This window comes from Gammaproteobacteria bacterium, from assembly GCA_013214945.1.
Classification (GTDB): domain Bacteria; phylum Pseudomonadota; class Gammaproteobacteria; order Enterobacterales; family Psychrobiaceae; genus Psychrobium.
Genome location: JABSRT010000007.1, coordinates 142188 through 168418, shown reverse-complemented (window position 1 = coordinate 168418; position 26231 = coordinate 142188). Strand labels below are relative to the sequence as shown.

Here is a 26231-nt window from a genome sequence, read left to right as displayed (position 1 = left end):
TCATCAATTATTAAGTTCCACTTCATAGTGATGTAAGTAAAAACTCACTATTCATTCCTATATTAAGCTCTTATTATGTGCGGGTTTTTAGCAGGCTAAGCCGAGATACCAATTCTCAATCGACTTAGAAAACGGCTGATTTATAACATAATAAACTTACTTTTAAATTAGACTTTGCGCTAAGTTCACATCAATCAAAACATATTTTAGCGAGATTCTTTCTAAAACTTAATTTTTAGGCGGTATTATTATAACACAAGAGTCAAATGATAATCATTCGACTTGCGATTAACGATCATATTTAGCTTTGCGTTTTTATTTATTTAGTGATGATCCAAATGAAGTCTAAATTCTCTGGAGCAGACCAGAGCGCTTTATCAGCAATAACAATGCAAATTAATTAGCTTAAGAGGTATTAAAATGGCCAGTTCTTTATTAGATCCAATGTTTATGTTTTTTAATTTTTTAATCGAAGGCGGTGCCGTCATTTGGGCATTAGCACTTTGCTCTATCGTCGCTGTTGCGGTTTTTTTCTTTAAAACATGGCAATTTTGGGCAGTATTAAAACTATCTAATACCAGTGCGGTTCAGGCCAGAAAACTGCTGGCGAATAATCACCGCAGCCAAGCCTTAGTATTAGTCAATGGCCAAGCGAATCCGCGCTCAAAAATCATTGCCAAAACATTACAGTTATTTGATAACGCTGATTTCGATGACCAAAGCGCTAAAGCAGAGTCAGTACGATTAGCACAATTGGAAATTAGCCAGCTTCACAGCTTTTTACGGGTATTAGAAGTGATCGCAATGATTGCACCATTACTTGGATTATTAGGCACAGTGCTCGGCATGATCGAAGCATTTAAAGCCATGGAAGCCGCAGGTTCGCAAGTCAACCCAGCGATATTGTCGGGTGGTATTTGGCAGGCGTTATTAACCACCGCTGTCGGCATGGCCGTTGCGATCCCAGTATCAATAGCGCATAGCTGGTTAGAGCGTCGAGTTGAAGTTGAAACGGAGCAAATCCAAGACGATCTTAGCTGGCTATTTACCTTGCAAGCCACCATCAAAGCCAATGACAAAGCTAGCGCTACGAACAAGCAAATCACTACTAGCCCGGCCACCAGCACATTGCAAAACGCCTCATGAGCAACAGCTTAAATTTATCATCGGCGACCCCGTCATTGGCAGCGTCGTTATCAACAAAAAAGCGCGCAAAAAAAGCCATTAGCTTAACGGCATTGATTGATGTGGTATTCATTTTATTAATGTTTTTCATGCTGACCTCGACGTTTATAAAGTGGCATAAGCTTGAATTACAAACGGCTAATGCTGGTAGCGACTCACTGGTCAGCGAAGAAAAAACCCAGTTAGTTATCATCAGAGAAAATAAGACATTTTCACTGTTAACAACGGCTTTAACCGATGATAAACACGCGCAAGAATTTAACGCGTTAGCCGACTTAATTGCGGTGCTCGACCCAAGCTTGGCCACGGTATTAATTCCACAGCCACAAATTGATGTGCAAACAATTATGACCACCCTAACCCAACTAAAAGCGGCCAACATAACGCAAGTTACCTTGGGTAATGTATTGCACGATAAGAGCGAAGATTAACCGATGAGCCTTTTAAGCGTAAAAGCACCACGTAAAAAGCAATCTGATGATGCGCTTATTCCGTTGATCAATATTGTTTTTTTATTATTAATATTTTTTATGGTGGCTGGCTCAATTCAACCTTCTATTCCGGTTGAGCTTAATCACCCCGTGGCGGCTCAGATTGACCACCCTATTACTGCGCAACCGGTCCAAATCACCTTGACCCTGAGCAACGATATTTATTGGAATGAAACAAAGATGTCAGTAGAGCAATTTGGCCAAGCGATCGCTAAAGATGTTCCTAATAGTATTAATTTACATGTCGACCAACAGGTGACCGCTGGCTACCTAGATACCGTATTAAATGTTATTAGGCAGCATCAAATCGCCACTATTAATCTTATTACTCAACAGACTAGGACCAATTAAATGAACCCTAGCCCTTGGTTAAAGTGTCTGCTGCTGGCCGTACTGTCAATTATGTTTCATTTGCTGGTCGCTGTGAGTTATTTCGCTTTTGCGAATCACCAACCCACCGATGGTACAACTGGCGAAGGTACCAATGGTATTGACGTCGGCTTAGGCCAAATCGGTTCTTATGCTGACATGGCTAAGCAGTTGTTAGCCAAAGATGCCTTGGCCACCACGCCGCAAAAAAAGCCGGAATCGGTCCAACCAGCGCCCGTAAAAGCAGTTAAAAAAGAACAACCAAAACCTGTTAAACCAGTGGTAGTCAAGCAAGTAATCACCAAGAAAATAATTGAGAAAAAAACAGTCGCAGTTAAACAACTCACCACTAAAAAGTTAGTACCGACAACTAAAAAAGCTGATTACGTCGTCACCAAAAAGGTCGCGCAGCAAAAAGTTGTTAAGCCGACGCCACAAGAGATTAAACAGCAGCCGCCTAAAAAAGTCAGCCAGCCAACTCAACCAACAGAGCAAGAGACCAAGCAAGTTGCGGCAAAAGAACAAGTAGCAACCAAAGCGAGCGTCCGAGGCACCGGCATTGCAATGGAGCAATCAACGGGTGGTTTTAAAGGCAGTAATAAAGATTATTTTTCCCATTTACTCGCCTGGCTCAACAAATACAAACAATACCCAATTGCAGCAAAAAAACAAAAACAACAGGGCGTTGTTCAACTGCAATTTACTATCGATCCAACCGGAAATGTTTTAGCGCAGAGCATAAAGAAAACCTCAGGGCATCAGCTGTTAGATCAGTCGGCATTAGACATGCTTAAGCTGGCACAACCTTTACCACAGCCTCCTGAAAAACTTAAAAGAGCACGTTTGACTCTAGTTATACCCATTAATTTTTCTCTAATTACCAATAACTAATTACCAATAATTAAGTAGGATAAACATGAACAACAGTATTAAAGCTAAACCAGCGCTTAGTCTGCGCCAGCCAATTATTTCTGCCAGTAAGAGCGCTTTACTATTAAGTGCTGCGGCACTATTGGTAGGCAATGTAGTACACGCTCAAGATATTGACGAGCCAATTGTACTTGATACGATGCAAGTTACAGAACGCGCTAGTGATACTAACCCTTATGCCGAAGAAGGTGCGCCATACAAAGCTAAAATCTCTGGTGACAGACGTCACGTGGCTGAGCTAGCAAAAACACCACAAACGATTACGGTGTTAACCCAAACTCAAATTCAAGAGTCAGGTAAAGAAGACTTACGCGACATTCTTGCTGCACAACCAGGCATTAGCTTGGGAACAGGTGAAAACGGTAACGCTTTTGGTGACCGTTATGTTATCCGTGGCCACGAAGCGCGCAGTGATGTGTTTGTCGATAGTATTCGCGATCCAGGCATGACCACGCGCGAAAGCTTTGCGGTTGAGCAAGTTGAAATAACTAAAGGCCCAAGCTCTACTTTTGCTGGCCGTGGTTCAAGTGGTGGCGCCGTTAATAGCATAACGAAGCAAGCAAGCACTGATTATGACTTTAACAAGCTGCAAGCGGGTGTTGGCACTAACGACTACAAGCGTTTTGCTTTAGACAGCAATGTTGCGATTAGTGAAGACGCCGCAGTACGTGCCAACATTTTATTGGTCGGTGCAGATGTTCCTGATCGCGCGCCAGCAGATAAAAAACGCACCGGTTTTGCGTTATCGGGTAACTTCCATGCGACAGAAAAACTAGCAATCGTAGCCGATTATTACTACTTAAACGCCCATGACAAGCCTGATTTAGGCAGCTACATCATCCGTGATACTAACCAAGTAGTTAAAGATATCCCTGCCTACGCCCAAGATGAAGATTTCTTAGACTCGACCGTTTCAACTTACACGGTTCGTGCTAACTACAAGGTCAATGACCAACTGTCGTTCCAAAATAGCATGCGTTACGGCACCACCGAAAACGGTTACGTCGTTACTGGAATTAAGGCGAGTACCAGAGATGCTAGTGATCCAGATGCACCAGGCGCTGCCACAACAGCCTTTAGCACCCACCAGGGTTGGCAAGAGGTTGATTACTTTGTTAATCAATTAAATGCTTATTTAACCGCTGATCTGGCTGATATGGAACATCAGTTTATTTTCAGCGCTGAATATTCAGACATGAATGTAACTAATGGTGCTTACAACTACACCAATACCGGCACAACCAACTGTATTGTCGGAGGCCGTGGTGGTGTTAGTGCAAGCTATTGTGGACTTGATGCTAACGGTGATCTGGTTGACGACATTAATAATTTATTAGGACGTGAGATCACCAAAGGTGACCAAGACTCAGACTACAATGTTGAGACTATCTCTTTGTCAGCAATGGACACGGTACAGTTAACTGATAAATTGTCAGCTTTTGTTGGTGTGCGTATGGATCACTTTGATTACGATAATACCGTTGCCAGTCGAGATAGAGCAACTAGCATTGTGACGGACAATAACTATTCATATGACGATACTCTATGGAATGGTCACGTCGGTTTTGTTTATCAGCTAAGTGACGCTGGCAATATTTATGCAACATACAGCACCGCTGCTAACATTAACGGCGGCGAGTCTGATGTTGGCGGTAACTGTGGTTACGGCGGCATTTGTGGCGACACAACAACGATTGCCCAAAGCAAGCCTGAAAAAGTAGAGAACATCGAAATTGGTACCAAATGGAACCTGTTTGATGAAAAACTATTGGCAACAGCGGCTATTTTCCAAATCACCAAAAGTGACGTAATGGAAGGTGCTGACTACACGTCTGAAGGTACTTTAAATACAGGTAAAAACCGTGTTAAAGGGCTTGAAGTATCATTAGTTGGTAACATTACTCATGACCTAAGCATTCAACTTGGTGCATCATTAATGGATTCAGAGATTTTAGATTCGGTTAATGATGATTCTCTTGGTAAAGCATTAGCTAACTTCGCTGACGAAAGTGCATATGCGCAAGTACGTTATCAGTTCACACCTCAGTTTTCTGCGGGTGCAGTTGCAACCTATTCAAGTGAAATTTTTGTTGGCCAACCTGACAGCGCTGCCAACGAGGAGCTAAGTGTACCTAGCTATACAGTGTTCGATTTATTTGCTAATTATGAAATTAATGAACAGCTAAAACTTCGCCTAAACGTCGCTAACCTTGCAGACAAAGACTACTACTTAACGGCATATCGTGGTGCTACCTTTGCTTACATTGGCGCAGCACGTAACACTAAGTTAACGCTTTCATACGAGTTCTAAGTAAATTGCTAAAAGCGTCACTTTATAGACAAGGCCTTAGCAATAAGGCTTTATGAAAATTGTAAAGTGATCAACAACTAAACTCAGGCAGGTGCTAACCGTACTTGCTTGGGTTTATAATATACATTCACCTAACTTATTATTTTTATTAAATTAGTCAACGATGCCAAATTCAGCAAAAATTAGCCCGCCATTGCAGCAGATCCCACGCGATATTGTTTCACCGGGTGACTATCAACGGATATTTCATCATTTTGTCCGACACGATATTTATGAATATATCGAAGGCGGAGTTGCCGATGACATCACGCTCAATAACAACCGCGATGCCTTTGACCAAATTAAACTCATTCCAAAAGTATTGGCTAACTTTGAGCATGCCTCAAGCCAGTGCGATTTAGCCGGGCAATCTTTTAAGTACCCGATATTATTAGCCCCTGTTGCTTACCAAAAATTGGTTCATCCGCAGGGCGAATTAGCCACTATTGAAGCGGCTAACGTCATTAATACTGGCTTTATTAGCAGCACACTTGCTTCAACCACACTTGAGCAAATGGCCGATAAACTAACCACCAACAAGTGGTTCCAGTTATATTTTCAAGACGCTAAAGAAAATACTCTCTCATTAGTTAAACGCGCCGAACAAGCGGGTTATACCAGCTTAGTCGTGACCATTGACGCACCAGTAAATGGCCTGCGCAACCGTGCACAACGCGCGAATTTTACTATGCCAGCAGGTGTTGAAGCGGTTAATTTAAGCCAGCACACTCAACTGCCGCCGCAAACATTAAACCCAGATCAAAGCATTATTCTTAATGGCATAATGGGCGATGCGCCAACGTGGCAAGATATCGCTTGGTTACAAACTCAAACTAAATTACCTATTTTTCTCAAAGGTATTATCAATCCTAACGATGCTAAAAAAGCAGCTGCCATGGGCTTAGCAGGCATTGTGGTGTCCAATCATGGCGGACGTACGCTTGACGGATTACCGGCCACCATTGAAATGCTGCCGCTGATTCGCCAACAGGTTGGCCCCGATTTCACCCTGTTATTAGACAGTGGTATTCGCCGTGGCTCGGACATTTTTAAAGCCATTGCCTTAGGCGCTGACGCGGTACTGATTGGCCGACCACAATTGCACGGTTTAGGTGTTGCGGGCGCACTCGGCGTAGCACACATTTTACGGCTGTTTGTTGAAGAGTTTGAGCTAACCATGGCACTTATGGGCTGTGCAACGTTAGCTGATATCACCCCCGACTGCCTTTATAACCCATAGTCAAAGACGCGATTTCAGGAAATAATTATGTTACTTACCATTCCGCAAGTATTAAGCAAAGACGAAGTGAAACAGTTTCGAGAGCACCTTGACCATGCTCCTTGGTTAGATGGCAAATTAACCGCTGGCGGCCAGGCCGTTCATGTTAAAGCCAATCAGCAGCTGGACGATAATGCAGAATTAACCAAGCACTTAAGCCAAACACTGCTACACCGCTTGAGCACTCATCCAACGTTTATTTCAGCGGCCTTGCCCAACAAAATATTTCCGCCAAAATTTAATCGCTACCAAAATGGTGGTCATTATGGTTTGCATGTCGACAATGCGATTATGTCGCTCGCCGATGGCCAAAGCTTACGTACAGATGTGTCTGCAACGCTATTTTTTGATGAGCCAGAAGATTACCAAGGCGGTGAGTTGGCCATCGAAACTCAATATGGCGCTCAAGAAGTAAAATTAAGTGCTGGTGATTTAATTTTGTACCCGTCAACCAGTTTGCATCAAGTACGAGCAGTTACCCAAGGTAAGCGAGTTTGCGCCTTTTTTTGGATTCAAAGCTTAGTCAATGACAGCGGGCAACGTGAGCAACTTTTTGAACTAGACCAGTCAATTCAAGTATTAACCATGGATCGCGGCAGTGATGACTTTGAAGTAAAACGCTTAACGGGTATTTATCACAACTTAGTGCGCTCATGGAGCCAGTGTTAAGCTGGCGCTAAATTATCGGCTACGGCATAACTCAAAGCTAAAGCGCACTAATGCATTGTTCCAAACGGTTAAGCTTTTATAGCTAGCCGTTAACCACTAACTATAAAAGCTTAAATATTACCATTAAACGACACGATAACTATTCAACACATACCGGCTAAGTCACTGATTTTCATTAGGCACAGCCCACTACTAATACCCAACATAAATCATATAATTAAAACCACACCACATAATTCATTGATATACAGTAAGTTAAGTTAATTTCAATTAGTTCAATATTATTCCAAGTAAATACAAATCATTATTGTTTACAATTAAAACGGGTGTTACAATCCTGCCAAATTTCATCACCACCCAGAAATCCGAGGCAGTAGCATCATGAAACATTTTTCGTTATCTAAGGTTGCGTTAGCAACATTAATGGCAACAACCAGCCAACTATCCTTTGCTGGGGCATTGCCAGCTGATGAGTCAACGCTGGAAACTATTACCGTTAGTGGTCAAAAAATTGCGCGTTCTCTGCAAGACACCAAAGAAAGTGTTTCTATTATCACGGCCGATGATATTGCGTTAATGCCAGTAGTTAGCTTTAGCGACTTGCTCGACATTACCCCCAACGCCTTTTCTTTTGCTGGCGGCGAGTCTTTTGGTTTACGTGGTATTACTCAAAGCTCGGCATCAACGGGGGGCGGCAGCGGCGCATTAGGCACTTTATATATTGATAATGTCGCCTATACCGGTTATTCAACCCGCTTTAATCCTAAGGATTTATGGGATGTTGATCAGGTGGAAATTCTACGTGGCCCGCAATCGACTAACGTTGGCCGTAATGCGCTGATCGGCGCAATGGTGGTGAAAACTAACCGACCACAACTGGATCAGAACCTGGCTAGCGTAAAGCTTGAAAAGGGTAATTTGGGATCGCAGGCTGGCTCGTTGATGGCCAATATTGCGGTAACCGAAAATTCAGCGTTACGCCTATCTGCTCAACGTTCTACCACCGACGGTTACATTAACAATGTTACCTTAAATGATGACGAGTTTGATGCCCGCGAAAATACCAATCTTCGCGCCCAATATTATGTCGAATTTAACGAAAAATTCAGTGCTAACGTAGCATTAGGTCATGCAAAAACCGTGCGCGGTCAAGACATTTACCGTGAAGATTTACAACCCATCGACAGCTTTATCAGTTCTGCCAATATCGCAGCCAACGAAGAGTATGACGCAACCACGGGTTCGCTTGAGCTAAATTATCAGCTAAACGATCAATTTAATTTAAGCGCGGTAACTTCGTTTATTGATGGTGACTACTCTCGTATTGACGATGACGACGAAGGCCCAGAAGGTGGCAATGCTTACCGTGGCCGTAATGCCCAAGATAAAAACTGGGCACAGGAATTACGCCTAAGTTACAACTCAAGCAAACTACAAGGTGTGGTCGGGCTGTACTATACCGAAGTGGAGTTAGTTAACGATACGCGTAGCTTAAGCAATATTGAACTAACCGACCTACTTCCTAACCCGCTGTTAGCTCCTTTCTATCCCGCGATATTAGAAATTGATCGCCACACCCCGTTTGAGCAGCAAACGACAAATTATGCGTTATTTACTGAATGGGATTACAAACTGACAGAGCGAGTGACGGTATCTGCAGGTTTCCGTTATGATAACGAAACTCAAGATTCTTTATCCAATTCTGCGACCAGTCTAGTGACTGGCAGCGAATTGCCAGATCCTGCCACCGTGCCCGCTGCAGTTCAAGCGGGTGTTGCAGGAACAAATGCTTATTTAATGAGTTTACTTAGCGCCACCAACTTCCCTGAACACCAAGTAAAATATGATGCGTTTTTACCACAAGCCGGCATTTCTTACGCAATCAACGATGACTCGTCGATTAGTGCGTTTTACAAACAAGGCTACCGTGCCGGTGGTGCAGGACTATCGCTGACTGGCGAACAATACCAGTATGATCCTGAATATTTAGATAACTTCGAACTGGCCTACCGCTCAGTGTGGTTACAAGGTGACCTTATTTTTAACGCCAACGCATATTACGGCGACTGGAAAGATCAGCAAGTATCTGAATGTGAAACCACCTATGACTGCATTACCGTTAACGCTGGCGAGTCTGAGATTTATGGCCTTGAAGCCGAAACGCACTATACGGTGTCTGACGACGTTAGTATTTTTGCCAGCATCGGTTATGCCCACACTGAGTTTACCCGGTTCGTTAGCCCGACCGAAGGTGACCTAAGTGGTAACGATTTTGTATATTCGCCAGACTTAACCGCAGCAATTGGCGCGCGTATTTACTTAACTGACGCACTTTATGTTAGCGGTACGGTTAATTACCAAGACGGCATGTATAGTGACTTTAGTAATACTATTAAACTTAACTCACGCACCTTGGTTAATTTAAAAGCCGGCTACCAAGGCGAAAATTACAATATAGATGCCTATGTCACTAACTTAACCGACAAATTCTACTTGCAAATGAACACTCCAGGTAACGGCGATAGCGTTTCTGTTCGTGGCGGTGCCCCACGTCAAGTGGGCGTATCTGTGACCTATCATTTTGAATAACCTTTAAGCGCGTTTTATAAAAAGCCCTAATCTAGGGCTTTTTTTTGTTTTGATTTTAGTTTTATTTGTAAGAAGTGAGTCACGGTGTGAATCGAGCAAAATGGTTCAAAGTCCATAGCTGGGTTGGGTTTAAATTCTCGATCTTTATTTGTTTTGTTTTAATTACCGGCACCTTGGCGGTGTTTTCTCATGAAATAGACTGGCTCACTAATCCCGCTATGCGAACGGACACTAGCAGTGTTAAATCAACCAATTGGGCTGCTATTTATCAAAAAGTTAAACAACAACAGCCCAACAAAAAATTACTGCACATCAAAGCCCCACTCGACCCTTGGTTTAGTGTTGAACTGGTTTATCTACAAAATGAGAGCAGCTATCATCGTAATTTTTTCCACCCTAGCAGTGGTCAATATTTAGGAGAGGGTCGCTGGTACAACTGGCAACGATTTTTTAGAATGGCCCATCGCCATTTAATGTTGCCAACGATAATCGGCATTCCCATTGTCAGCTCGGTCGCCATGGGGATGATGCTGTCATTAATCACTAGCTTAGTCATTTACCGCAAATGGTGGCGTGGATTATTCAGAATGCCACGGCGTTCACACCGAAAATTTTTCTGGGGCGATGTTCATCGCTTAGCCGGTGTATGGAGCCTGTGGTTTGTGTTGATCATTGCCGTGACAGGCATCTGGTATTTAGTTGAAGTATTAGGCTTGCGGGCGACTTATCCCGAACGCGGCACAACTTTAGATCAGAGCTTAAATACTGCTTTAGAGACCAATTTAGATACCAGTTTAGATACCAATTTAAATACAACCGCGCAGCAAACAACCGAGCAAAAAAAGGTTGCAAGCGTGATGCCCTCGGTCGCTGTGTTTAATCAAATGCTCGCGACCACCCGCCTTGAGTTTCCTGCGCTTGAAATAACCAAGGTATTCTTTCCCCAACACGCCGGCGACGGCGTTTTATTCCAAGGTCAAGCCAGTGCGATATTAGTGCGAGCTCGGGCTAATATGATTAGTTTCGACCCGAGATCTGGTGAGCAACTCGCGCTTAATCGTGGTGTGGATTTGTCGTTACATGCGCGAATTTCTGAAGCCGCAGATCCCTTGCATTTCGGCACATTTGCTGGCTTACCATCAAAGATTATCTATTTTGTTTTTGGGGTTATTTTAAGTACTTTAGCCGTGAGCGGCACTTATCTGTATGGCATGCGAATCGCGAGAGTAAACAAAGCCGACCCCAAACCTCAAGCCAAGTTTTGGTCTGCGGCCAGCCACAATATGCGCTGGGGGAAATGGCTGTCGCTGTTTTTAATAACGCTATGTTTAATAATCGCGACCGTGCTGTTTAGTAATTTTAGGACTCTTATACAAAATGAGTAACAAGCTACAGATTGCTATGTCATCAACTTTTATAGCTGAAATTTAATCTTCAGGATTAATTTATCACATGAAAATATCCTGCAAGTTCTGTGATTTTAACCCCATGAACCAGCCATTTCCTGACAGATACAGATCCTTAAGTGCTACATCTATTATATTGCTCAATAGTATTATAATTATTAATGGTTTTACTCTATAATTCGATACTAAATTATATACTTAGTATTTTGTTATTAGATATTTGTAACCTCAGTGCCTTGTCACAATCGTTATAAATAAAAGGAAGTAGACAATGAGTTCTGTAGTAAATTGTTTGGTTATCGACGATAGTAAGCTCAGTCGAATGATCCTGTGTAAAATAATATCAACCCACTATGCTCATTGGAACATAGTAGAAGCAGCAGATGCACGCCAAGGAATCGAACTGGCGCAGCAGCAGGATTTCGAACTTATTACTCTAGATCACAACATGCCGGGAATAACCGGACTAGATGCCTACCCCCAGCTAAAAGAACTGCAACCCAATGCACTGATTGGTATATTTTCTGCCAATATTCAGCAAAGCCTTAAATTACGTGCTCAAGAACAAGGGGTTGAGTTTATAAATAAGCCAATCAACGAACAAAAAGTACTAGATTTTGTTCAAAAGTTATCAAGCCTACAGGACTAATTTATTTGTCAGCCTCTCTATTGTCAGAAATGCAGCGTGATGCATTAGGTGAATTATTTAATATTGGTATGGGGCACGCCGCCGCAGCCTTAAGCGAAATGTTAAAAGATGAAATAGTATTATCCGTTCCTTACCTCGATTGCATGAGCATTGAGCAAGCAAAAAAGTTGTTGTCAAATGCGGCCGAGCATAAATTAGATGCCGTGGAGCAAGAATTTGAAGGGGACTTTTCTGGTAATGCATTTTTATTTTTTGGTGAGCAAAGCAGCCTTGAATTAGTCAGGCGAATATTAGGTAGCGAAATTTCATTAGAAATGCTTAGTGAACTCGAGCATGAAGCACTCAAAGAAGTCTCCAATATCATTCTTAACGCATGTTTTGGCTGTATTAGCGACATGTTAGATTGTGAACTAGAAAGTGGCATTCCCCTGCTTCGTTCCGGTGAAATTGATTACATCATGAATATCGAACGCCTAGGTTTAGGCCCAGACGCGCTAGTGCTATTGCTAGCCATGTCATTTTCGCTGCCTAATAAATTGATTAGTGGCCAAGTCTCTTTTGTGATGACAGCGGCATCAATGGATATATTGCTGGCCGAGCTAGATGATTATCTGCAAGCTTATACCTAACAACTACAGAGCGCCCTCATGGATTTCGAGTTATTAAAAGACCTAATCAATCGTATTAATACCGGCATCATTGTTGTTGACCACGACGTAAAAATTCAACATTGGAATCGCTGGGTTAGCAAGGTGTCACGCCTAAGCAGTAAAGATGTACTGGGCCAGCCTCTAATTAGTACGTTAGGGCTCCCCTCGGACAGCCCTTTAATTCCGCTAATAAAGCAAGCGTTGCAACGAGGCATGGCCTCTGTATTGTCCAATACATTACATATAAACCCACTGCCGTTCTATCAAGACTGTGGTAGCAGCGATAAATATGTCGAACAACAAATCACTATTTTACCTATCCGTACTGCTGAGAAAGTAAGGCATTGTTTAATCCACATTCAAGACATGTCAGAAGCCTATGCCCGAGAGTCGTTATTACAGCAAAATAGCCAAAAACTAAAGAAGTTATCATTAGCCGTTGAGCACAGCCCTACGTCAGTGGTCATTGCCGATACCAATCTAACGATTGAATATGTTAATCCAAAATTTACTATTCTTACGGGCTATCAGCCGCAAGAGTCCATCGGGCAGTCATTATCGTCGCTATGTGCTGATGAAAACAATCGCCAACAAGAACAGCAACGCAGGCTTTCTTTACTTAGCGGTAATGAGTGGCAAGGCGAAGTTAATTATCGCCGCAAGGATGGTCAATCTTATTGGGCTAAAGAGTGTATTTCTCCCATTTTTAGCACCACTGGCGAAGTAACTCATCTAGTTATTATTCAAGAAGATATAACCGAAGTACGGAAAATTACGGCACAAATGAGCTATCAAGCTAGTCATGACATGTTAACGGGTCTAATTAATCGACGAGAATTTGAGGTACGGCTCAAATTTGCTATTAGCGCAGCACATCTAAAACTTAACAACTACACGTTATTTTTCCTCGATTTAGATCAATTTAAAGTGATCAATGATACCTGTGGCCATATCGCCGGTGATGAGTTATTGCGCCAAGTTAGTTGCCTGTTGCAGCAACATTTTAGCCAAGCTAATACCTTAGCCCGCTTAGGCGGTGATGAGTTTGTCATTTTACTGGAAGAAGTAGATGAACAACAGGCGCAAAACAAAGCGTATGAATTAATTAATTTAATTAATAATTTCCGCTTTTGCTGGCAAGACCATGTGTTCTCAGTTGGTGTCAGTATCGGCATCACTCACATTGACATTAATAGTGCCAATTATATTGATGTACTCAATGAAGCTGATACTGCCTGTTATGCCGCTAAAGATGCTGGCCGTAACAGAGTACAGGTATATCGTCACAATGATGAAACCTTATTGCGTCGCCAAGATGATACTTATTGGGCTAACGAAATAGGTGAAGCGCTTGATCAAAATCGTTTTGCTTTATTCGCCCAAGAAATAGTACCGCTTAATAAAAAGTGCAATTCAAGTTTTGAGGTATTACTACGACTCGTTAACCACCAGCGCGAGTTAATATCACCGGCAAAATTTTTGCCCACTGCTGAGCGTTACCACCTAGCAACTCGCATTGATCATTGGGTTATCAAAAACACCTTTAACTGGATTAGCAGACATTCTGATCAACTAAGTCACGTAGACCATATTTCAATTAATTTATCGGGTCAGTCTCTCGGTAATACACCATTGCTTAACTATATAATTAGCCAATTAAAGCTCAATAAAATTCCGGCACAACAAATCTACTTTGAAATAACTGAAACCGCAGCGATTACTAATTTAAGTGCGGCTAAGATGTTTATTGAATCACTGCGCCAACATGGTTGTAAATTCGCGCTTGATGATTTCGGTAGCGGTTTATCATCTTTTGGTTATTTAAAAAATCTAGCGGTCGATGTCTTAAAAATTGATGGCATGTTCGTTAAAGACATTTTAACCGATCCTATCGATGAAGCCATGGTGAGATCAATCAACGATATAGGTCATGTGATGGGCATTGAAACCATTGCAGAATTTGTTGAGAATGACGAAATTGCTCATCACCTAAAAAAAATTGGCGTTGATTACGCCCAAGGTTATGCATTTAGCAAACCGGTCCCGATTGATGAGATATTAATTCCAATTTCATCACAAAACAAAGAAATTGAACTAATTGATTGATCTCAATCCAGACTCAAGAGCGTATCGCATTACTGAGATACCTCCTCGTTTTACTTTTTTAATTTAGAGAACTTATTATGCAGCCAGTTAATTCACAGCAAACAAACCATAACATTGATTGGATGCAAGATGGCATGCGTCAGTTTTTAACCTTCATCCTCAATGGCGTAGAATATGGCGTCGATATACTGCAAGTGCATGAAATAAGAGGCTGGACAGAAACAACTCAGCTACCTGATACCCCTCCTTTTATTAAAGGCGTCATTAATCTACGTGGCACTATTGTGCCTATCCTTGATCTCAGAGAGCGTTTTTCATTAGCTAGTGTTGAATACGGACCAACCACTGTCGTTATCGTATTAAACATTAATAATAATGGTAAAGCGCTGGTACTGGGCATCGTGGTGGATGCGGTATCCGATACTCATATGATTAATCAAGCCGATATACGTTCAACACCAGATTGTAGCGAGAGCTTAAACACTCAGTATTTACAAGGACTGGTTGAAATTGACGAGAAATTAATTTTATTACTCAATGTTGATACTCTGCTTAGTCCGCAGCAGCTAGACCAAGTTGCTGCTTAGCCATGCCCAACCATTACGCTATCATCTGATGACGTAATGGTTGCTTAAGCATGTGAACCCAAGTTTACTTGTGCCATACATATAACGCTTTGGCTGTTCTGCCCCCCTCGTGATAGCTTAGCTCCTGACATAACGCCCGCACTAGCTTAATACCACGCCCACTAAACGAATTTCTCACCAGCGTATCACTGAGCATATCATCTTGCTGCTCAATCCAAGGTGTAAACTCGAACCCTGAACCAGAGTCAGTAATTGTTATGTCTAAGGCTCCACCTTCACTATTGCCATAGTGTTTAAGTTTAAATTTTATGTAGCCCTCGAAAGTCTCACTTAAACGCTGCTCTTTCTCTTCAAAGTATTGCGCAAATCCCTGCGGCGAGCTCTTGATTGCCGAATCTAAGCCCAAAATCCCATGGTCTAACGCATTAACATAAAGCTCAGTCAGCACCGTATAAAGATTATGCCAGTGCTCGCCTGTGCCTTCCATCTCCTGAATTTGATTCATAATTATTGGCACAGGGTTAACATTAATCAGCTTATCGCCCGCAAGTGCGATATCCCAGTTCCACTGCCAATCCGTGCGTGGTGTCATTGTCTGCGACACTGTCGACGCTTCTGCCAGCAATTTGTCATTAACTATCGGATAAGCCGCCATATCACAGCTAATATCAACTAATGAGATATCGTCATCTTGCTCAGTATCTTCGCAAAAGAATTCCAACGCACTAATAATATTTTGCTGAACGGTATTGTGATGCAGGCCTAAAGTAACAGCTTCAACAAAATGCTGCTCGCCAAACATTTCTCCCGCCGGGTTTCTCGCTTCAACCAGGCCATCGCTGTACATAATGATCCGATCCTGCTCACCCAGAGGAATAACGCGCGGAGTTGATTCATTAAATAAATTAGACGAAATACCCAACGGCGGATGAAATGAGCCAATGCGCTTAACTAATTTTCCCGAGCCATTATCGAAAATTAACACATCTTCCATGCCAGAGTTCCACACATAGGCGACACGCTCAGAGACCGAGAGTGTCACCATCGACAGTGCAAGAAACATCTGGGTGGGCAAGATACTATGCATCTTACGGTTGATTTGTCTTATTATTGCAAGCTGGTCATAACCTTTAGCTGTCATCGCTCTAAACGTTTCAGCTAACGGAATGGCACCAATAGCTGAACTTAAACCATGCCCCGTAAAGTCACCCAACAGAATATTAATATCGCCATTGGGGCACGCTGCCGTAATTTGTACATCACCACTAAAAGTATCGGCCGATCGTTTAAATATTTTTATTTGCCGTTCAGCAATATTGCCCTTTTCAACCACCCGGCTAAATAATTGTTCGGCTAATTCTTCGTCATGCTGCTTTTGTGCGGTTAATTGATAAAGCTGCTGATAAATCTCGCTGCGGCGAAACAGTGAGTATAGTTTTAAACGAAAAGCGCTAGATGGGATCCATTTATAAACAATATCATCAACACCGGCATCGATATAACGGGTGATACATTGCTCATCAAGCTCATCAGCCGCTAACATTATGGGCACCGACGTTTGAGTTGTTAGCGCCTTAAGCTGACTACATAGATCAAAAGCCGCCACATCAGTCGATACCGGGTAAATAACAATTAACTCCGGCGGCTGGCGATAAAACTCGACAATGCCTTGCTCGCCGCTCTCACTCACCGTAATAGTTAAGTTTTGTCCAGTAAATAAAGTCTGAGCTAATCCGCTGCCATCATTACCGTTACTGCAAATAATTAAAACTGTTTTAAGCAACTTTTTCATTTCAATACTAGCTCTTAACTTCCATTAACTGATGAAACTGGGCTATTTCAAACACTTTATTGATCGCGTCATTAGGCTCTTCGATAATAACCTTGCCTTTAATCTGATCGGCATGTTCTTTCATTAATAACAACATGCCCAGCGCCGACGAATCCATATAGGTCGCCCTCTTTAAATTAACCCTAAATACTCTGCCCACGGTATTCTCAGAACGGTAACAATCACGAAAAACTTTGTATTGTGAAAAATCAAAACGATCTGTCACTGTAATGACAACATCTCTGTTTACTGTTGAATTTGAACTAGTAATTGCCAAAATAACTTCCTTCTAATATCAATTTAAAATAACTCGATTTCACCCTCAGCCATATCATCCTGAGATACGGTGCGGTTACTTTTTTGTTGTGATGTTTCCAATCTAGCTTGCTCGCAAACTAAGCGAATTGTCTGTAGTTGAGATTGAACTGGTTGGTTGCTACGCGCTAGTCGTTTAAGCTCATCACCCACCAGAGCAAACTGTTCGATGTTACTATTAAGTGATTGCAACGCTTGGGTCGTAATATCTTCAAATTGCAATGAACGTACTGCATCAACGACTGCACCATCCATTTCATCACTCATTTGCGCCAAAACAGTAAGTGTGTGCTGCATATTACTGTTCAGCCCAGTAACACTTTTTGATATTTCAGTTATTTTGGCTTTCGAATCAAGCGTCTGAGATAAATCGGCAGAAGCCATTGCTTCGACTGATGAGCGCAGGGTATTAATGGTGCCTTTGGCGCCATCAATTAGACCACGAATTTGACTATTGAGCTCTGAGGAGCTTATTGATAACGAACGAACCTCATCGGCAACGACCGCAAAACCACGACCAACTTCACCGGCTCGCGCCGCTTCAATGCTGGCGTTTAATGCCAACAGATTGGTTCGGGTTGCCAACCCCTCAACGCTCTCAAGCAGCTTAAATATCTCATCAACCTGAACCACCATGTCATCAATATGACTTAACACTTTTAGGCTTTGTTTTGAGGTATTGATGACAACACCAACAAATTGCTCTAACAACAAAGAAGAATCAGCAATATAACTTTGAATGCTTTCTGGTGATTCAGAGTTCTGCTGGGACGCGAGCAAATCATTTAATAACTTATGTTGCTTATCTGTTAGCGCCTTCATGCTATGAAATGAATCACTCATGCCATGAACAGCATCACGCACCAAATGAGTCGCACGATCAACTTCGGTATGAATTACCTGATGTTCACAACTAATCGTTTGCTCAAGTTCGCTATAAATTTCTGATAATGTGCGGTTAAATTCAACCTCATATTGACTCTCTACGCCAACAGCCGTAGATGCACCCATCATCCGGGTACGTTGATGATTAATTAATTGAAAGGTAAAAACACCCAGTAAAGTAAACTCGATAGCATATTGCCAAACTGATGTAACATCAAACACTTGACATAACATCAATGACATTACAGCCATAATACCAAGCCAGACTACTGGCGGATGAAACTTAGACATTTTGTTTCCTATTGTTAACTTTTATAGCTTGAGAAATTGTCGTAATTAACCTGTTAGCCACATCGTCTAGCGGGCTTTGCTCACAATGAGCGTTGAGCTTGAATGCGCTGCCGGGCATTCCCCAAATCACACTCGATGCCAGATCCTGAATTAACGTAAAATGGCCCTTTTGTTTAAGCGCTAACATTCCCGCTGCACCGTCACTACCCATTCCGGTAAGCAGCGCGCCAAAAACCTTGACCCGCTCCAGTTGAGCTAGCGAACTAAACATCACGTCAACTGCCGGTTTATGACGATTAACGGGCGGTGAGTCATCAAGCTGACAAAAGCAGTCGTCACCGCGCTGAGTAAACTTAAGGTGCCGGTCGCCAGGCGCAATATAAATATGGCCTCGTTCTAATTTTTGCCCAGTCTGTGCCAGAGTTACCGTCATACGACAATGGCTGTTAAGGCGTTGAGCAAACCTAAGGTTAAAACTAGCTGGCAGATGCTGAGTTATAACGATGGCGGGACTGTTGGTTGGCATTGTCCTTAACACAAAGCGCAAGGCTTCAGTTCCCCCCGTTGAGGCACCAATAGCAATAATGCAGTTGGAAACGTCTGTATTAAATTTTAATAAATTATCATTGGACTCGAATGCTGATCGCAACTTTTTAGGATCAACCGCCGCAGCGCAGGTAATTTTAGCTATTAGTTCCTGCTTAAAATCACTCTGATTATTGAGCAACTCTTGCGATTTTGGCTTAGCAATAAAATCTACAGCGCCCAGTTCCAGCGCTTGCAACGTGACGTCAGCACCTTGCGAAGTTAGCGTTGACAACATCACTACTGGCATTGGTCGCAATCGCATTAAGTTACGCAAAAATGTAATGCCGTCCATTTTTGGCATTTCAACATCTAAAGTTAAAACATCAGGATTAAGCTGTTTAATCATGTCGCGTGCTTCAAAGGGATCTCTCGCAGCACCCACCACCGTAATGTTAGGTTCATGCGACAAAAACTCGGTCAAAATTTGCCTCATTAACTTTGAGTCATCGACAATAAGTACTTTGATTGGGCTCATTTATTTATCTCTTAATCAGCAAACAATTCAACATCACCGTAATCCTGAGCGGGAAGTGGCGTATTTTTTACCATATTTTCAAACTCAAGCTCCTGATGGTGCTGGCTATTAAGTTTTTGCACCAAAAGCTTTCCCCGGGTAATGTTATACAACATTCTTCTGGGTCTATTTCCACCAAGATCCTCACTGGTGATCCGATAGCCTTCAGTCGCTAAAAAGTCTTTTATAAACTTGATATTTCGTTGGCCAATCAAGTGGGAGCCACCCATAATATTACCGCCACCAGCAAGCTTTATTTCAAAGTTTTCACGCTTGCCACCACGTTTAATAATGCCATTAATCAGCTGTTCCATCGCAAAAACACCATAACGGTTTGACGCCGATAGAATATCGTTATTCGTATCTGGCAAAATAAAATGATTAATCCCGCCGACACCCGCTTTAGGGTCACGAATACACACCGCGATGCAAGAGCCTAATACGGTGGCAATCATTTCATCCTGAACGGTTACGTAATATTCTCCCGCCTTAATTTTAACGCCGTAACTTTGGTGTTTTGGCATCCAAAATTGCCTGATATGTTTAAACTCAGAAAACTTTTCCATCTTAGGCTTACTGCTCCTTGTTGTACTCGCGCCATCAATAACTAAATAAATTCGCGATCTAATTGTTATCTTAACTACCCGCTAGGTTAATTTTTGATACATGGTTCGCCCAAGTAATTTAAAATTATCCATTGGCCTAGCCGGTGACTCGGAATGTCCGATACAAAGCAGGCCTCCAGGTTTCAACAATAATTCCATTCGTGCCAACAATTTATTCTGCGTATCTTTATCGAAATAAATCATTACATTACGGCAAAATATAATATCGACTTGTTCAGTAACCGGCCATTGTTCCATTAGATTACAGTGGCTAAAGGTAAGCCAATTACGTAACTGCGGTTTAATCATAACTTGATCGGCATTAACACCTGTGCCCCTTAGAAAGCCCAGCCTCTTACGTGCCAGCGATAAACCTTTAATCCGTTGCAACGGATAGACTGCGGCCTTGGCCGTTGTCAAAACATTGGTATCAATGTCTGTGGCAATTATTTCCACCTGCCAGTCTGATAAATCAATACCGGATTCGAGCAAAGATATCGCAATGCTGTAAGGTTCTTCGCCAACAGAGCAAGCCGCAGACCAAACGCGTAATTTGCGTTGCCCCGCCTGCTCTAGCTGCGCTAAGTAGGTAGTACTTATGTACTCAAAATGATGAGCTTCACGGTAAAACGACGTCAGGTTAGTGGTCATGGCATTAATGAAATGCGACAGTTCACCTTCGGATTGCTCGATATAATCAAGGTATTGAGGAAAACCACTTAACTGTAGCGCACGAATTCGACGTACCAGCCGGTTATAAACCAAATCGACCTTATGATCAGCCAGTGAAATTCCGGCATGGGCATAAATCCGATTTCGGATCCGATCAAAATTATGACTGCTCAGCGCAAACTCTCGTTCGGCCTTTTTTGGGCGAGCAGATGTGTCGGTTACAAGTTTCATTGTCAACCATTACTCCTCAGTGCAGTGAAGCAACCATCAAAGCTTGCTGGTGCTCCTCTGCCTAAACTACACTTGGTTGATTAAAACTCTTCCCATTCCATATCAGCCTGAGTTGGTTGATATCTCGGTGTTGGCCTTTTGGTTCTGACAGGTGGCACTGGTGCTCTAGCCGCAATCTTGACTGCTGTCTTCTCAGCAATGTTAATCGTAAAGAAGCCAACTAACTGACGCAATTGCACCGCTTGTTCTTCCATACTTTCAGATGCTGCTGCAACCTCTTGTACTAGCGCTGCATTTTGCTGAGTGCCTTCATCCATTTCTGATACCGCAACATTCACTTGGTCGATACCCGTGGCTTGTTCTTTACTGGCCAATGCAATTTCACTCACCGTTGAAGAAACATCATGAATTGCCGTAATAATCTCTGTCAGCGCTTTGCCTGATTGCTCAACATAACGGCTACCTTCTTCAACCTTTGCGGCACTGCTACTGATTAGCCCTTTAATTTCTTTGGCTGCGCCAGCACTACGCTGGGCCAAATTACGAACTTCAGCTGCTACTACCGCAAAACCTCGCCCCTGTTCACCAGCACGGGCAGCTTCAACCGCCGCATTAAGTGCCAATAAATTAGTTTGGAACGCAATTTCATCGATAACGCCGATAATATCGGCTATCTGGCTGCTTGAGTTGCTAATTTCACTCATTGAGAGTGAAACCTTGGCAGAAATATCTCCGCCCTGTTCAGCTAAGCGCTTGGCATTTTCAGCCAATTCATTTGCCTTATCAGCGTTGCCTGAGTTTTGACGGACAGTAGCAGTCATTTCTTCCATGCTGGCAGCTGTTTCTTCAAGGCTAGCAGCCTGTGATTCTGTACGATTACTTAAGGTGCTATTACCTTTAGATATTTCTGAAGCACCCGAAGCGATATGGCCAGTACCTGTGCGAATTTCATCAACAATTTGTTCAAGTTTAGCCATTGCTTCTTGCAATGAATCATCTAATTCGGCGAATTCACCGGCAAAATCCCCTTCCATACGGGCGCTTAAATCACCTTCAGCCAATGAGGCTACCACACGTTTAATCTGACTAACGGGCTCAACGATGGCGTCAAGCATCTCATTCATACCATGAGCAAGGCTACCGATAAAACCATCGTATTTCTTGGCATCGAGGCGGGTACTTAACACACCTCGTGATGCATCTGCGATCATGGTTTCAACTTCATTTTCAGCAGCTAACTGCTGGGTAATATCAGCCCATTCAACAACACTGCCCAAACGGTTACCATTGGTATCGATAACTGGCGATGCAATCAATGTAAAGTGGCGTGGCCCCACTTTAATCTTACCTTTAAAGGTCGATTTTAAACCTTCTAACATTCGGCGTTGATGCGAAGGATCTTTATGGAAACCATCAATCGACGTACCAATTAAAGTATTGGCATTAAAATCGGGTAAGTCCTGACGGATATCCTCTTCGGCTATGTTAAGCATGGTCATTACAGCATCGTTACAGTAAATAATGTTCGCGTTATTATCCGCCATCATCACGCTAGAGGTTACACGATCGAGTGCAACCTTAATTCGTTCAGCATTTTGCGCTGTTTCATTGGCATTATTAACTTCAAAGCCCATTGAGATCTGTACTGATTTAACCATCCGCGATAAATCACCAAGCTCACCCGCGTCTTCAACCGCGATCGGCGCATAATAATTGCCTTGAGTGATTAACCCAAGATCGCTAATTGCTCGATTTATTGGTTTAATAACCTTGTTATTCAATATCTTTTTGGCACCAAAGGCTAAAACAATAAAACCGATCACGGGACCAATTAGTGCTAATTCGGTAGCCACAGGGCTTAATAATAGACCCGCGGTAATAGCTGCCATCAACACAGTTGCCAGCATTATCCACTTGGTAAGCTCTGCTTGTAACGACATTGATTTAATGGCTGATGGTGTAGGTAAACTTGCCTCACCACGATTAAGCTGCGCATATAAATATTCAGCTTCAGCCACTTCTTGATCGGTAGGCTCAGAGCGAACTGACATGTATTCGGTCACACGGCCGTCTTTGGTTAGCGGGGTTACATTAGCTTTAACCCAGTAATAATCGCCATTCTTACAACGGTTTTTCACCAGTTTAACCCAAGGGCGCCCTAGCTTTAGCGTCGCCCATAAGTCGGCAAATGCAGCCTGAGGCATATCAGGATGGCGTACCACATTGTGGTTTTCACCAATTAGTTCCTGTTCACTGTAGCCACTAATATCAATGAAGCCCTGATTTACATAGGTAATTCGTCCTTGTAAATCAGTTTTTGTCACTAAATCCTGACCCGGTTTTGCTTTGATCCGGCGATCGGTGATCGGCATGTTAGTTCTCATTTTTTCTCCTTAACCTAGGCTCTAGGTCAAACTACTTGGTAATAAGTGTTAATGTGGCTTAGGTTAATCCTAACAGCCCCGAATTTAGTAATTGGTCAACATCTAGTAAAATTATCATTTTTTCATCAACGGTGATTAAACCGCTAATAAAGTCATCTTCGATTACGCAGCAGCTCGCCGGCGCAGGTCTTACTTTATTGAGATCAACATCATAAGTTTCAGCTACCGCGTCTACTAACAAGCCCATAGCACGTCTCTTGCCCATTGATTCAATGTTTAAAACAATGACAATCCGCTGCTCTGTCTGTTCGCTCGGCGGCAAGAAAAATCGAGTTCTCAAGTTGATAATTGGAATTATATCGCCCCGTAAGTTCAGTACCCCTTCAAGGTAATCTGGGCTATTGGGAATTAATGTCGATGAGGTCCAGTCTCGAATTTCCTGAACCTTTAAAATATTGGACGCGTACTCTTCGCCTGCGAGCATGAACGACAAATACTGTTGCAAATTATCTTCTGATCCGGTGATAGCGGTTGCCATGGGTTGCATGCTTATGCCGTCTCCTCTATTGTTGCCGCACAGCGCTGTTGCGCCGCGCGATTGGCTAATTGAGCATGATGACGATATAAAGATGCTAGCCCTTTAATATCAATAATTAATGCAACTTCGCCGTCACCAAGAATAGTGGCGCCGGAGACCCCCTCAACAGCCATATAGTTAGCTTCAAGACTTTTTAAGACCACCTGCTGCTGGCTCAAGAGCTCATCGACGACCAATGCAAACTTACTGCCGCCACTTTCAACAATAATCGCCATTTCTTCATCGTGCTCTCTCTTAGAACCCGGAAGAGCAAACAACTGTCGCATGTTGTATAGCGGAATATATTCGTCGCGAAACAGATACAATGATTGCTTACCGGCAATCGCATTAAGTGCTGCGGCTGACAACTGGACCGACTCAACAATCGAAATTAACGGCACAACATAGGTTTCAGTCGCGACCTTAATCAGTTGGCCATCTAAAATTGCGAGCGTTAGTGGCAAACTAACGCTAAATGACGATCCCTGCCCCGCGGCAGAGGTTAAAGAGACGTGGCCACCTAGCGATTCAATATTACGGCGCACCACATCCATGCCAACCCCGCGCCCAGATAAATCACTGACCGCTTCAGCGGTTGAGAAGCCAGGCGCGAAAATAAGCTGATTTATCTCTTGGGTACTTAGGTTTTGTTCAGGGGTAATGAGTCCTTTTTCCAGCGCTTTGGCATAGATTTTATCTGTATCTAAGCCACGACCATCATCGCTTATATCTATTACGATATAACCACCTTGATGGTAAGCACTTAGCTGGACAACTCCAGTTTCGTCCTTACCCGCCGCCAACCGTTCTTCAGGGAATTCAAGACCATGATCGAGTGAGTTACGGACCAGATGAGTTAACGGATCGCCTATTTTTTCCATCACCGTTTTATCTAGCTCGGTTTGCTCACCAGAAAGTTTTAACTCGATTTTTTTACCGAGCTGAGCACTGATATCATGAACCATGCGAGGAAAACGGTTAAACACAAAGCTAATTGGCAACATCCGAATTCGCATAACATCTTCTTGCAACTCGCGGGTGTGGCTTTCAAGTTGTACTAGGCCCTCACGCAACTTATCACTGACTTCGTCATCGTCGGATAACTGGCTGCCAATTTGTTTCAGCATTGCCTGAGTTATCACCAACTCACCAATTCTATTAATTAGCGCATCAACTTTATCAATCGCCACGCGAATAGAACCGCCTTCGGCAGTTGATTTTGTCGTTGAGCTATCTTTGACAATAGGATTAGGTGTGGCTGAACGAGCTTCTTTGTCTGAAGTTGGGGTTGAACTGACAACCGGCGTCGAAGATAAAGGTTTTTCAGCCGCTTCAAACGGAGTTTCTTGGTGACTTAACGGCGAAATCTCTAGTTCACAATCGTCTTCAACCCACTCAAATATTTCAATAACTTCACTTTTATCACAGCTAGTCACTAACTCAAGCTGCCAATGTAAGAAACACTCTTCAGGGGCTAATTCGGCTAACGGTGGTACGTCGCTACTATTTGCAACAACAGATAAGGCACCTAGCTCTTCCAGCGCACTAAATAAATGCTTAGGTTCGTTGCCCGTTTGCAACATTTGATGCTGCGGTTTAAAAGCAATTTTCCAGCCACGACTCTCGCTTCCACTATTATCGCTTATAGTCGGCTCAGATAACTCTGGCTCATCATTGTAATAACAAAGTTCAGATGAGCCCTCTAGCGTAACAGTTAACGCACTTTCAACCTGTGTTATTACTAGATCATCACACTCGATTCCATCACGGGCACATTCAATTAATAACTTAATACAATCGACTGACTGTAATAGGATATTGACATCAGTTTGAGCTAACGACCTGCTGCCATCGCGCATCTGATCGAGCAATGTTTCAACTTGATGAGTGAAATCTGTTACTCGGTTAAAGCCGAAGGTACCAGCTCCGCCTTTAATGGAATGTGCGGCTCGAAATATTGCGTCAATAGTTTCATTATCACCCGCTTCTAAATTAAGCAGGCCCGATTCCATTAACGCTAATCCCTCAAAACTTTCTTCTAAAAAGGTCGGGATAAATTGCGACAGGTCGATACTCAT

General features: G+C 42.8%; 22 protein-coding genes. 13 read left to right on the top strand and 9 right to left on the bottom strand.

Features of this window, described 5'->3' with window-relative positions; translation table 11 throughout:
- Positions 1-450: 450 nt before the first annotated feature.
- The 13 genes from HRU23_07245 (at position 451) to HRU23_07185 (ending at position 15260) form a co-directional block, all read left to right on the top strand.
- On the top strand, positions 451-1146 hold the full coding sequence (locus HRU23_07245; GenBank protein ID NRA53925.1) for a MotA/TolQ/ExbB proton channel family protein: 696 nt from the start codon (positions 451-453) through the stop codon (positions 1144-1146).
- The gene (locus HRU23_07240) at positions 1143-1616 is read left to right on the top strand and encodes a biopolymer transporter ExbD (GenBank protein NRA53924.1); all 474 of its coding nucleotides are present in this window, start codon (positions 1143-1145) and stop codon (positions 1614-1616) included. Before HRU23_07245 ends, HRU23_07240 begins: the two co-directional genes overlap by 4 nt.
- Positions 1617-1619: 3 nt before the next feature.
- Entirely contained in the window at positions 1620-2027 is a 408-nt protein-coding gene (locus HRU23_07235; protein ID NRA53923.1) for a biopolymer transporter ExbD, read from the top strand.
- Positions 2028-2936 (top strand): energy transducer TonB, encoded by a 909-nt coding sequence (locus HRU23_07230; GenBank protein ID NRA53922.1) that lies wholly within the window; start codon positions 2028-2030, stop codon positions 2934-2936.
- A 25-nt stretch (positions 2937-2961) separates the two neighbouring features.
- Complete coding sequence (locus HRU23_07225) at positions 2962-5286, top strand: TonB-dependent receptor (protein NRA53921.1); 2325 nt, start codon at positions 2962-2964, stop codon at positions 5284-5286.
- 163 nt (positions 5287-5449) lie between these two features.
- On the top strand, positions 5450-6565 hold the full coding sequence (locus HRU23_07220) for an alpha-hydroxy-acid oxidizing protein (protein ID NRA53920.1): 1116 nt from the start codon (positions 5450-5452) through the stop codon (positions 6563-6565).
- Positions 6566-6592: 27 nt separating this feature from the next.
- Positions 6593-7273 carry a Fe2+-dependent dioxygenase gene (locus HRU23_07215; GenBank protein ID NRA53919.1) on the top strand — a complete coding sequence of 227 codons (681 nt, stop codon included), beginning with the start codon at positions 6593-6595 and terminating at the stop codon, positions 7271-7273.
- Positions 7274-7654: 381 nt separating this feature from the next.
- Positions 7655-9862, top strand: a complete 2208-nt coding sequence (locus HRU23_07210) for a TonB-dependent receptor (GenBank protein ID NRA53918.1) — start codon at positions 7655-7657, stop codon at positions 9860-9862.
- A gap of 86 nt (positions 9863-9948) precedes the next feature.
- Entirely contained in the window at positions 9949-11247 is a 1299-nt protein-coding gene (locus tag HRU23_07205; protein ID NRA53917.1) for a PepSY domain-containing protein, read from the top strand.
- Positions 11248-11539: 292 nt separating this feature from the next.
- Positions 11540-11917: a response regulator gene (locus HRU23_07200; GenBank protein ID NRA53916.1), complete on the top strand. Its 378-nt coding sequence runs from the start codon at positions 11540-11542 to the stop codon at positions 11915-11917.
- 5 nt (positions 11918-11922) lie between these two features.
- Positions 11923-12546 carry a chemotaxis protein CheC gene (locus tag HRU23_07195; GenBank protein ID NRA53915.1) on the top strand — a complete coding sequence of 208 codons (624 nt, stop codon included), beginning with the start codon at positions 11923-11925 and terminating at the stop codon, positions 12544-12546.
- Positions 12547-12564: 18 nt separating this feature from the next.
- Positions 12565-14673 carry an EAL domain-containing protein gene (locus tag HRU23_07190; GenBank protein NRA53914.1) on the top strand — a complete coding sequence of 703 codons (2109 nt, stop codon included), beginning with the start codon at positions 12565-12567 and terminating at the stop codon, positions 14671-14673.
- A 77-nt stretch (positions 14674-14750) separates the two neighbouring features.
- Entirely contained in the window at positions 14751-15260 is a 510-nt protein-coding gene (locus HRU23_07185; GenBank protein NRA53913.1) for a purine-binding chemotaxis protein CheW, read from the top strand.
- A gap of 64 nt (positions 15261-15324) precedes the next feature.
- Here HRU23_07185 and HRU23_07180 read toward each other — a convergent pair whose 3' ends face one another.
- From HRU23_07180 to HRU23_07140, 9 genes are all read right to left on the bottom strand, one after another.
- The gene (locus tag HRU23_07180) at positions 15325-17052 is read right to left on the bottom strand and encodes a SpoIIE family protein phosphatase (GenBank protein NRA53912.1); all 1728 of its coding nucleotides are present in this window, start codon (positions 17050-17052) and stop codon (positions 15325-15327) included.
- Positions 17053-17059: 7 nt separating this feature from the next.
- Positions 17060-17368 carry an STAS domain-containing protein gene (locus tag HRU23_07175; GenBank protein ID NRA53911.1) on the bottom strand — a complete coding sequence of 103 codons (309 nt, stop codon included), beginning with the start codon at positions 17366-17368 and terminating at the stop codon, positions 17060-17062.
- Between the two features lie 23 nt (positions 17369-17391).
- On the bottom strand, positions 17392-18582 hold the full coding sequence (locus tag HRU23_07170; protein ID NRA53910.1) for a chemotaxis protein: 1191 nt from the start codon (positions 18580-18582) through the stop codon (positions 17392-17394).
- On the bottom strand, positions 18575-19645 hold the full coding sequence (locus tag HRU23_07165) for a chemotaxis response regulator protein-glutamate methylesterase (GenBank protein NRA53909.1): 1071 nt from the start codon (positions 19643-19645) through the stop codon (positions 18575-18577). Before HRU23_07165 ends, HRU23_07170 begins: the two co-directional genes overlap by 8 nt.
- 11 nt (positions 19646-19656) lie before the next feature.
- Positions 19657-20250, bottom strand: coding sequence for a hypothetical protein (locus HRU23_07160; protein ID NRA53908.1), 594 nt, complete (start codon positions 20248-20250; stop codon positions 19657-19659).
- An 81-nt stretch (positions 20251-20331) separates the two neighbouring features.
- Entirely contained in the window at positions 20332-21192 is an 861-nt protein-coding gene (locus HRU23_07155; protein ID NRA53907.1) for a methyltransferase domain-containing protein, read from the bottom strand.
- A gap of 80 nt (positions 21193-21272) precedes the next feature.
- Positions 21273-23576: a PAS domain S-box protein gene (locus tag HRU23_07150; protein NRA53906.1), complete on the bottom strand. Its 2304-nt coding sequence runs from the start codon at positions 23574-23576 to the stop codon at positions 21273-21275.
- Positions 23577-23634: 58 nt separating this feature from the next.
- Positions 23635-24123 carry a purine-binding chemotaxis protein CheW gene (locus HRU23_07145; GenBank protein ID NRA53905.1) on the bottom strand — a complete coding sequence of 163 codons (489 nt, stop codon included), beginning with the start codon at positions 24121-24123 and terminating at the stop codon, positions 23635-23637.
- Between the two features lie 2 nt (positions 24124-24125).
- Entirely contained in the window at positions 24126-26231 is a 2106-nt protein-coding gene (locus HRU23_07140) for a chemotaxis protein CheA (GenBank protein NRA53904.1), read from the bottom strand.

What these genes read in the sequence shown, in the direction of transcription:
- HRU23_07240 (NRA53924.1), top strand. Translation starts at nt 1,143, where the DNA reads ATGAGCAACAGCTTAAATTTATCATCGGCGACCCCGTCATTGGCAGCG.
- HRU23_07155 (NRA53907.1), bottom strand. Translation starts at nt 21,192, where the DNA reads ATGAAACTTGTAACCGACACATCTGCTCGCCCAAAAAAGGCCGAACGA.
- HRU23_07235 (NRA53923.1), top strand. Translation starts at nt 1,620, where the DNA reads ATGAGCCTTTTAAGCGTAAAAGCACCACGTAAAAAGCAATCTGATGAT.
- HRU23_07230 (NRA53922.1), top strand. Translation starts at nt 2,028, where the DNA reads ATGAACCCTAGCCCTTGGTTAAAGTGTCTGCTGCTGGCCGTACTGTCA.
- HRU23_07165 (NRA53909.1), bottom strand. Translation starts at nt 19,645, where the DNA reads ATGAGCCCAATCAAAGTACTTATTGTCGATGACTCAAAGTTAATGAGG.
- HRU23_07180 (NRA53912.1), bottom strand. Translation starts at nt 17,052, where the DNA reads ATGAAAAAGTTGCTTAAAACAGTTTTAATTATTTGCAGTAACGGTAAT.
- HRU23_07245 (NRA53925.1), top strand. Translation starts at nt 451, where the DNA reads ATGTTTTTTAATTTTTTAATCGAAGGCGGTGCCGTCATTTGGGCATTA.
- HRU23_07200 (NRA53916.1), top strand. Translation starts at nt 11,540, where the DNA reads ATGAGTTCTGTAGTAAATTGTTTGGTTATCGACGATAGTAAGCTCAGT.
- HRU23_07190 (NRA53914.1), top strand. Translation starts at nt 12,565, where the DNA reads ATGGATTTCGAGTTATTAAAAGACCTAATCAATCGTATTAATACCGGC.
- HRU23_07185 (NRA53913.1), top strand. Translation starts at nt 14,751, where the DNA reads ATGCAGCCAGTTAATTCACAGCAAACAAACCATAACATTGATTGGATG.
- HRU23_07225 (NRA53921.1), top strand. Translation starts at nt 2,962, where the DNA reads ATGAACAACAGTATTAAAGCTAAACCAGCGCTTAGTCTGCGCCAGCCA.
- HRU23_07215 (NRA53919.1), top strand. Translation starts at nt 6,593, where the DNA reads ATGTTACTTACCATTCCGCAAGTATTAAGCAAAGACGAAGTGAAACAG.
- HRU23_07170 (NRA53910.1), bottom strand. Translation starts at nt 18,582, where the DNA reads ATGTCTAAGTTTCATCCGCCAGTAGTCTGGCTTGGTATTATGGCTGTA.
- HRU23_07160 (NRA53908.1), bottom strand. Translation starts at nt 20,250, where the DNA reads ATGGAAAAGTTTTCTGAGTTTAAACATATCAGGCAATTTTGGATGCCA.
- HRU23_07150 (NRA53906.1), bottom strand. Translation starts at nt 23,576, where the DNA reads ATGAGAACTAACATGCCGATCACCGATCGCCGGATCAAAGCAAAACCG.
- HRU23_07220 (NRA53920.1), top strand. Translation starts at nt 5,450, where the DNA reads ATGCCAAATTCAGCAAAAATTAGCCCGCCATTGCAGCAGATCCCACGC.
- HRU23_07140 (NRA53904.1), bottom strand. Translation starts at nt 26,231, where the DNA reads ATGAGTATCGACCTGTCGCAATTTATCCCGACCTTTTTAGAAGAAAGT.
- HRU23_07210 (NRA53918.1), top strand. Translation starts at nt 7,655, where the DNA reads ATGAAACATTTTTCGTTATCTAAGGTTGCGTTAGCAACATTAATGGCA.
- HRU23_07145 (NRA53905.1), bottom strand. Translation starts at nt 24,123, where the DNA reads ATGCAACCCATGGCAACCGCTATCACCGGATCAGAAGATAATTTGCAA.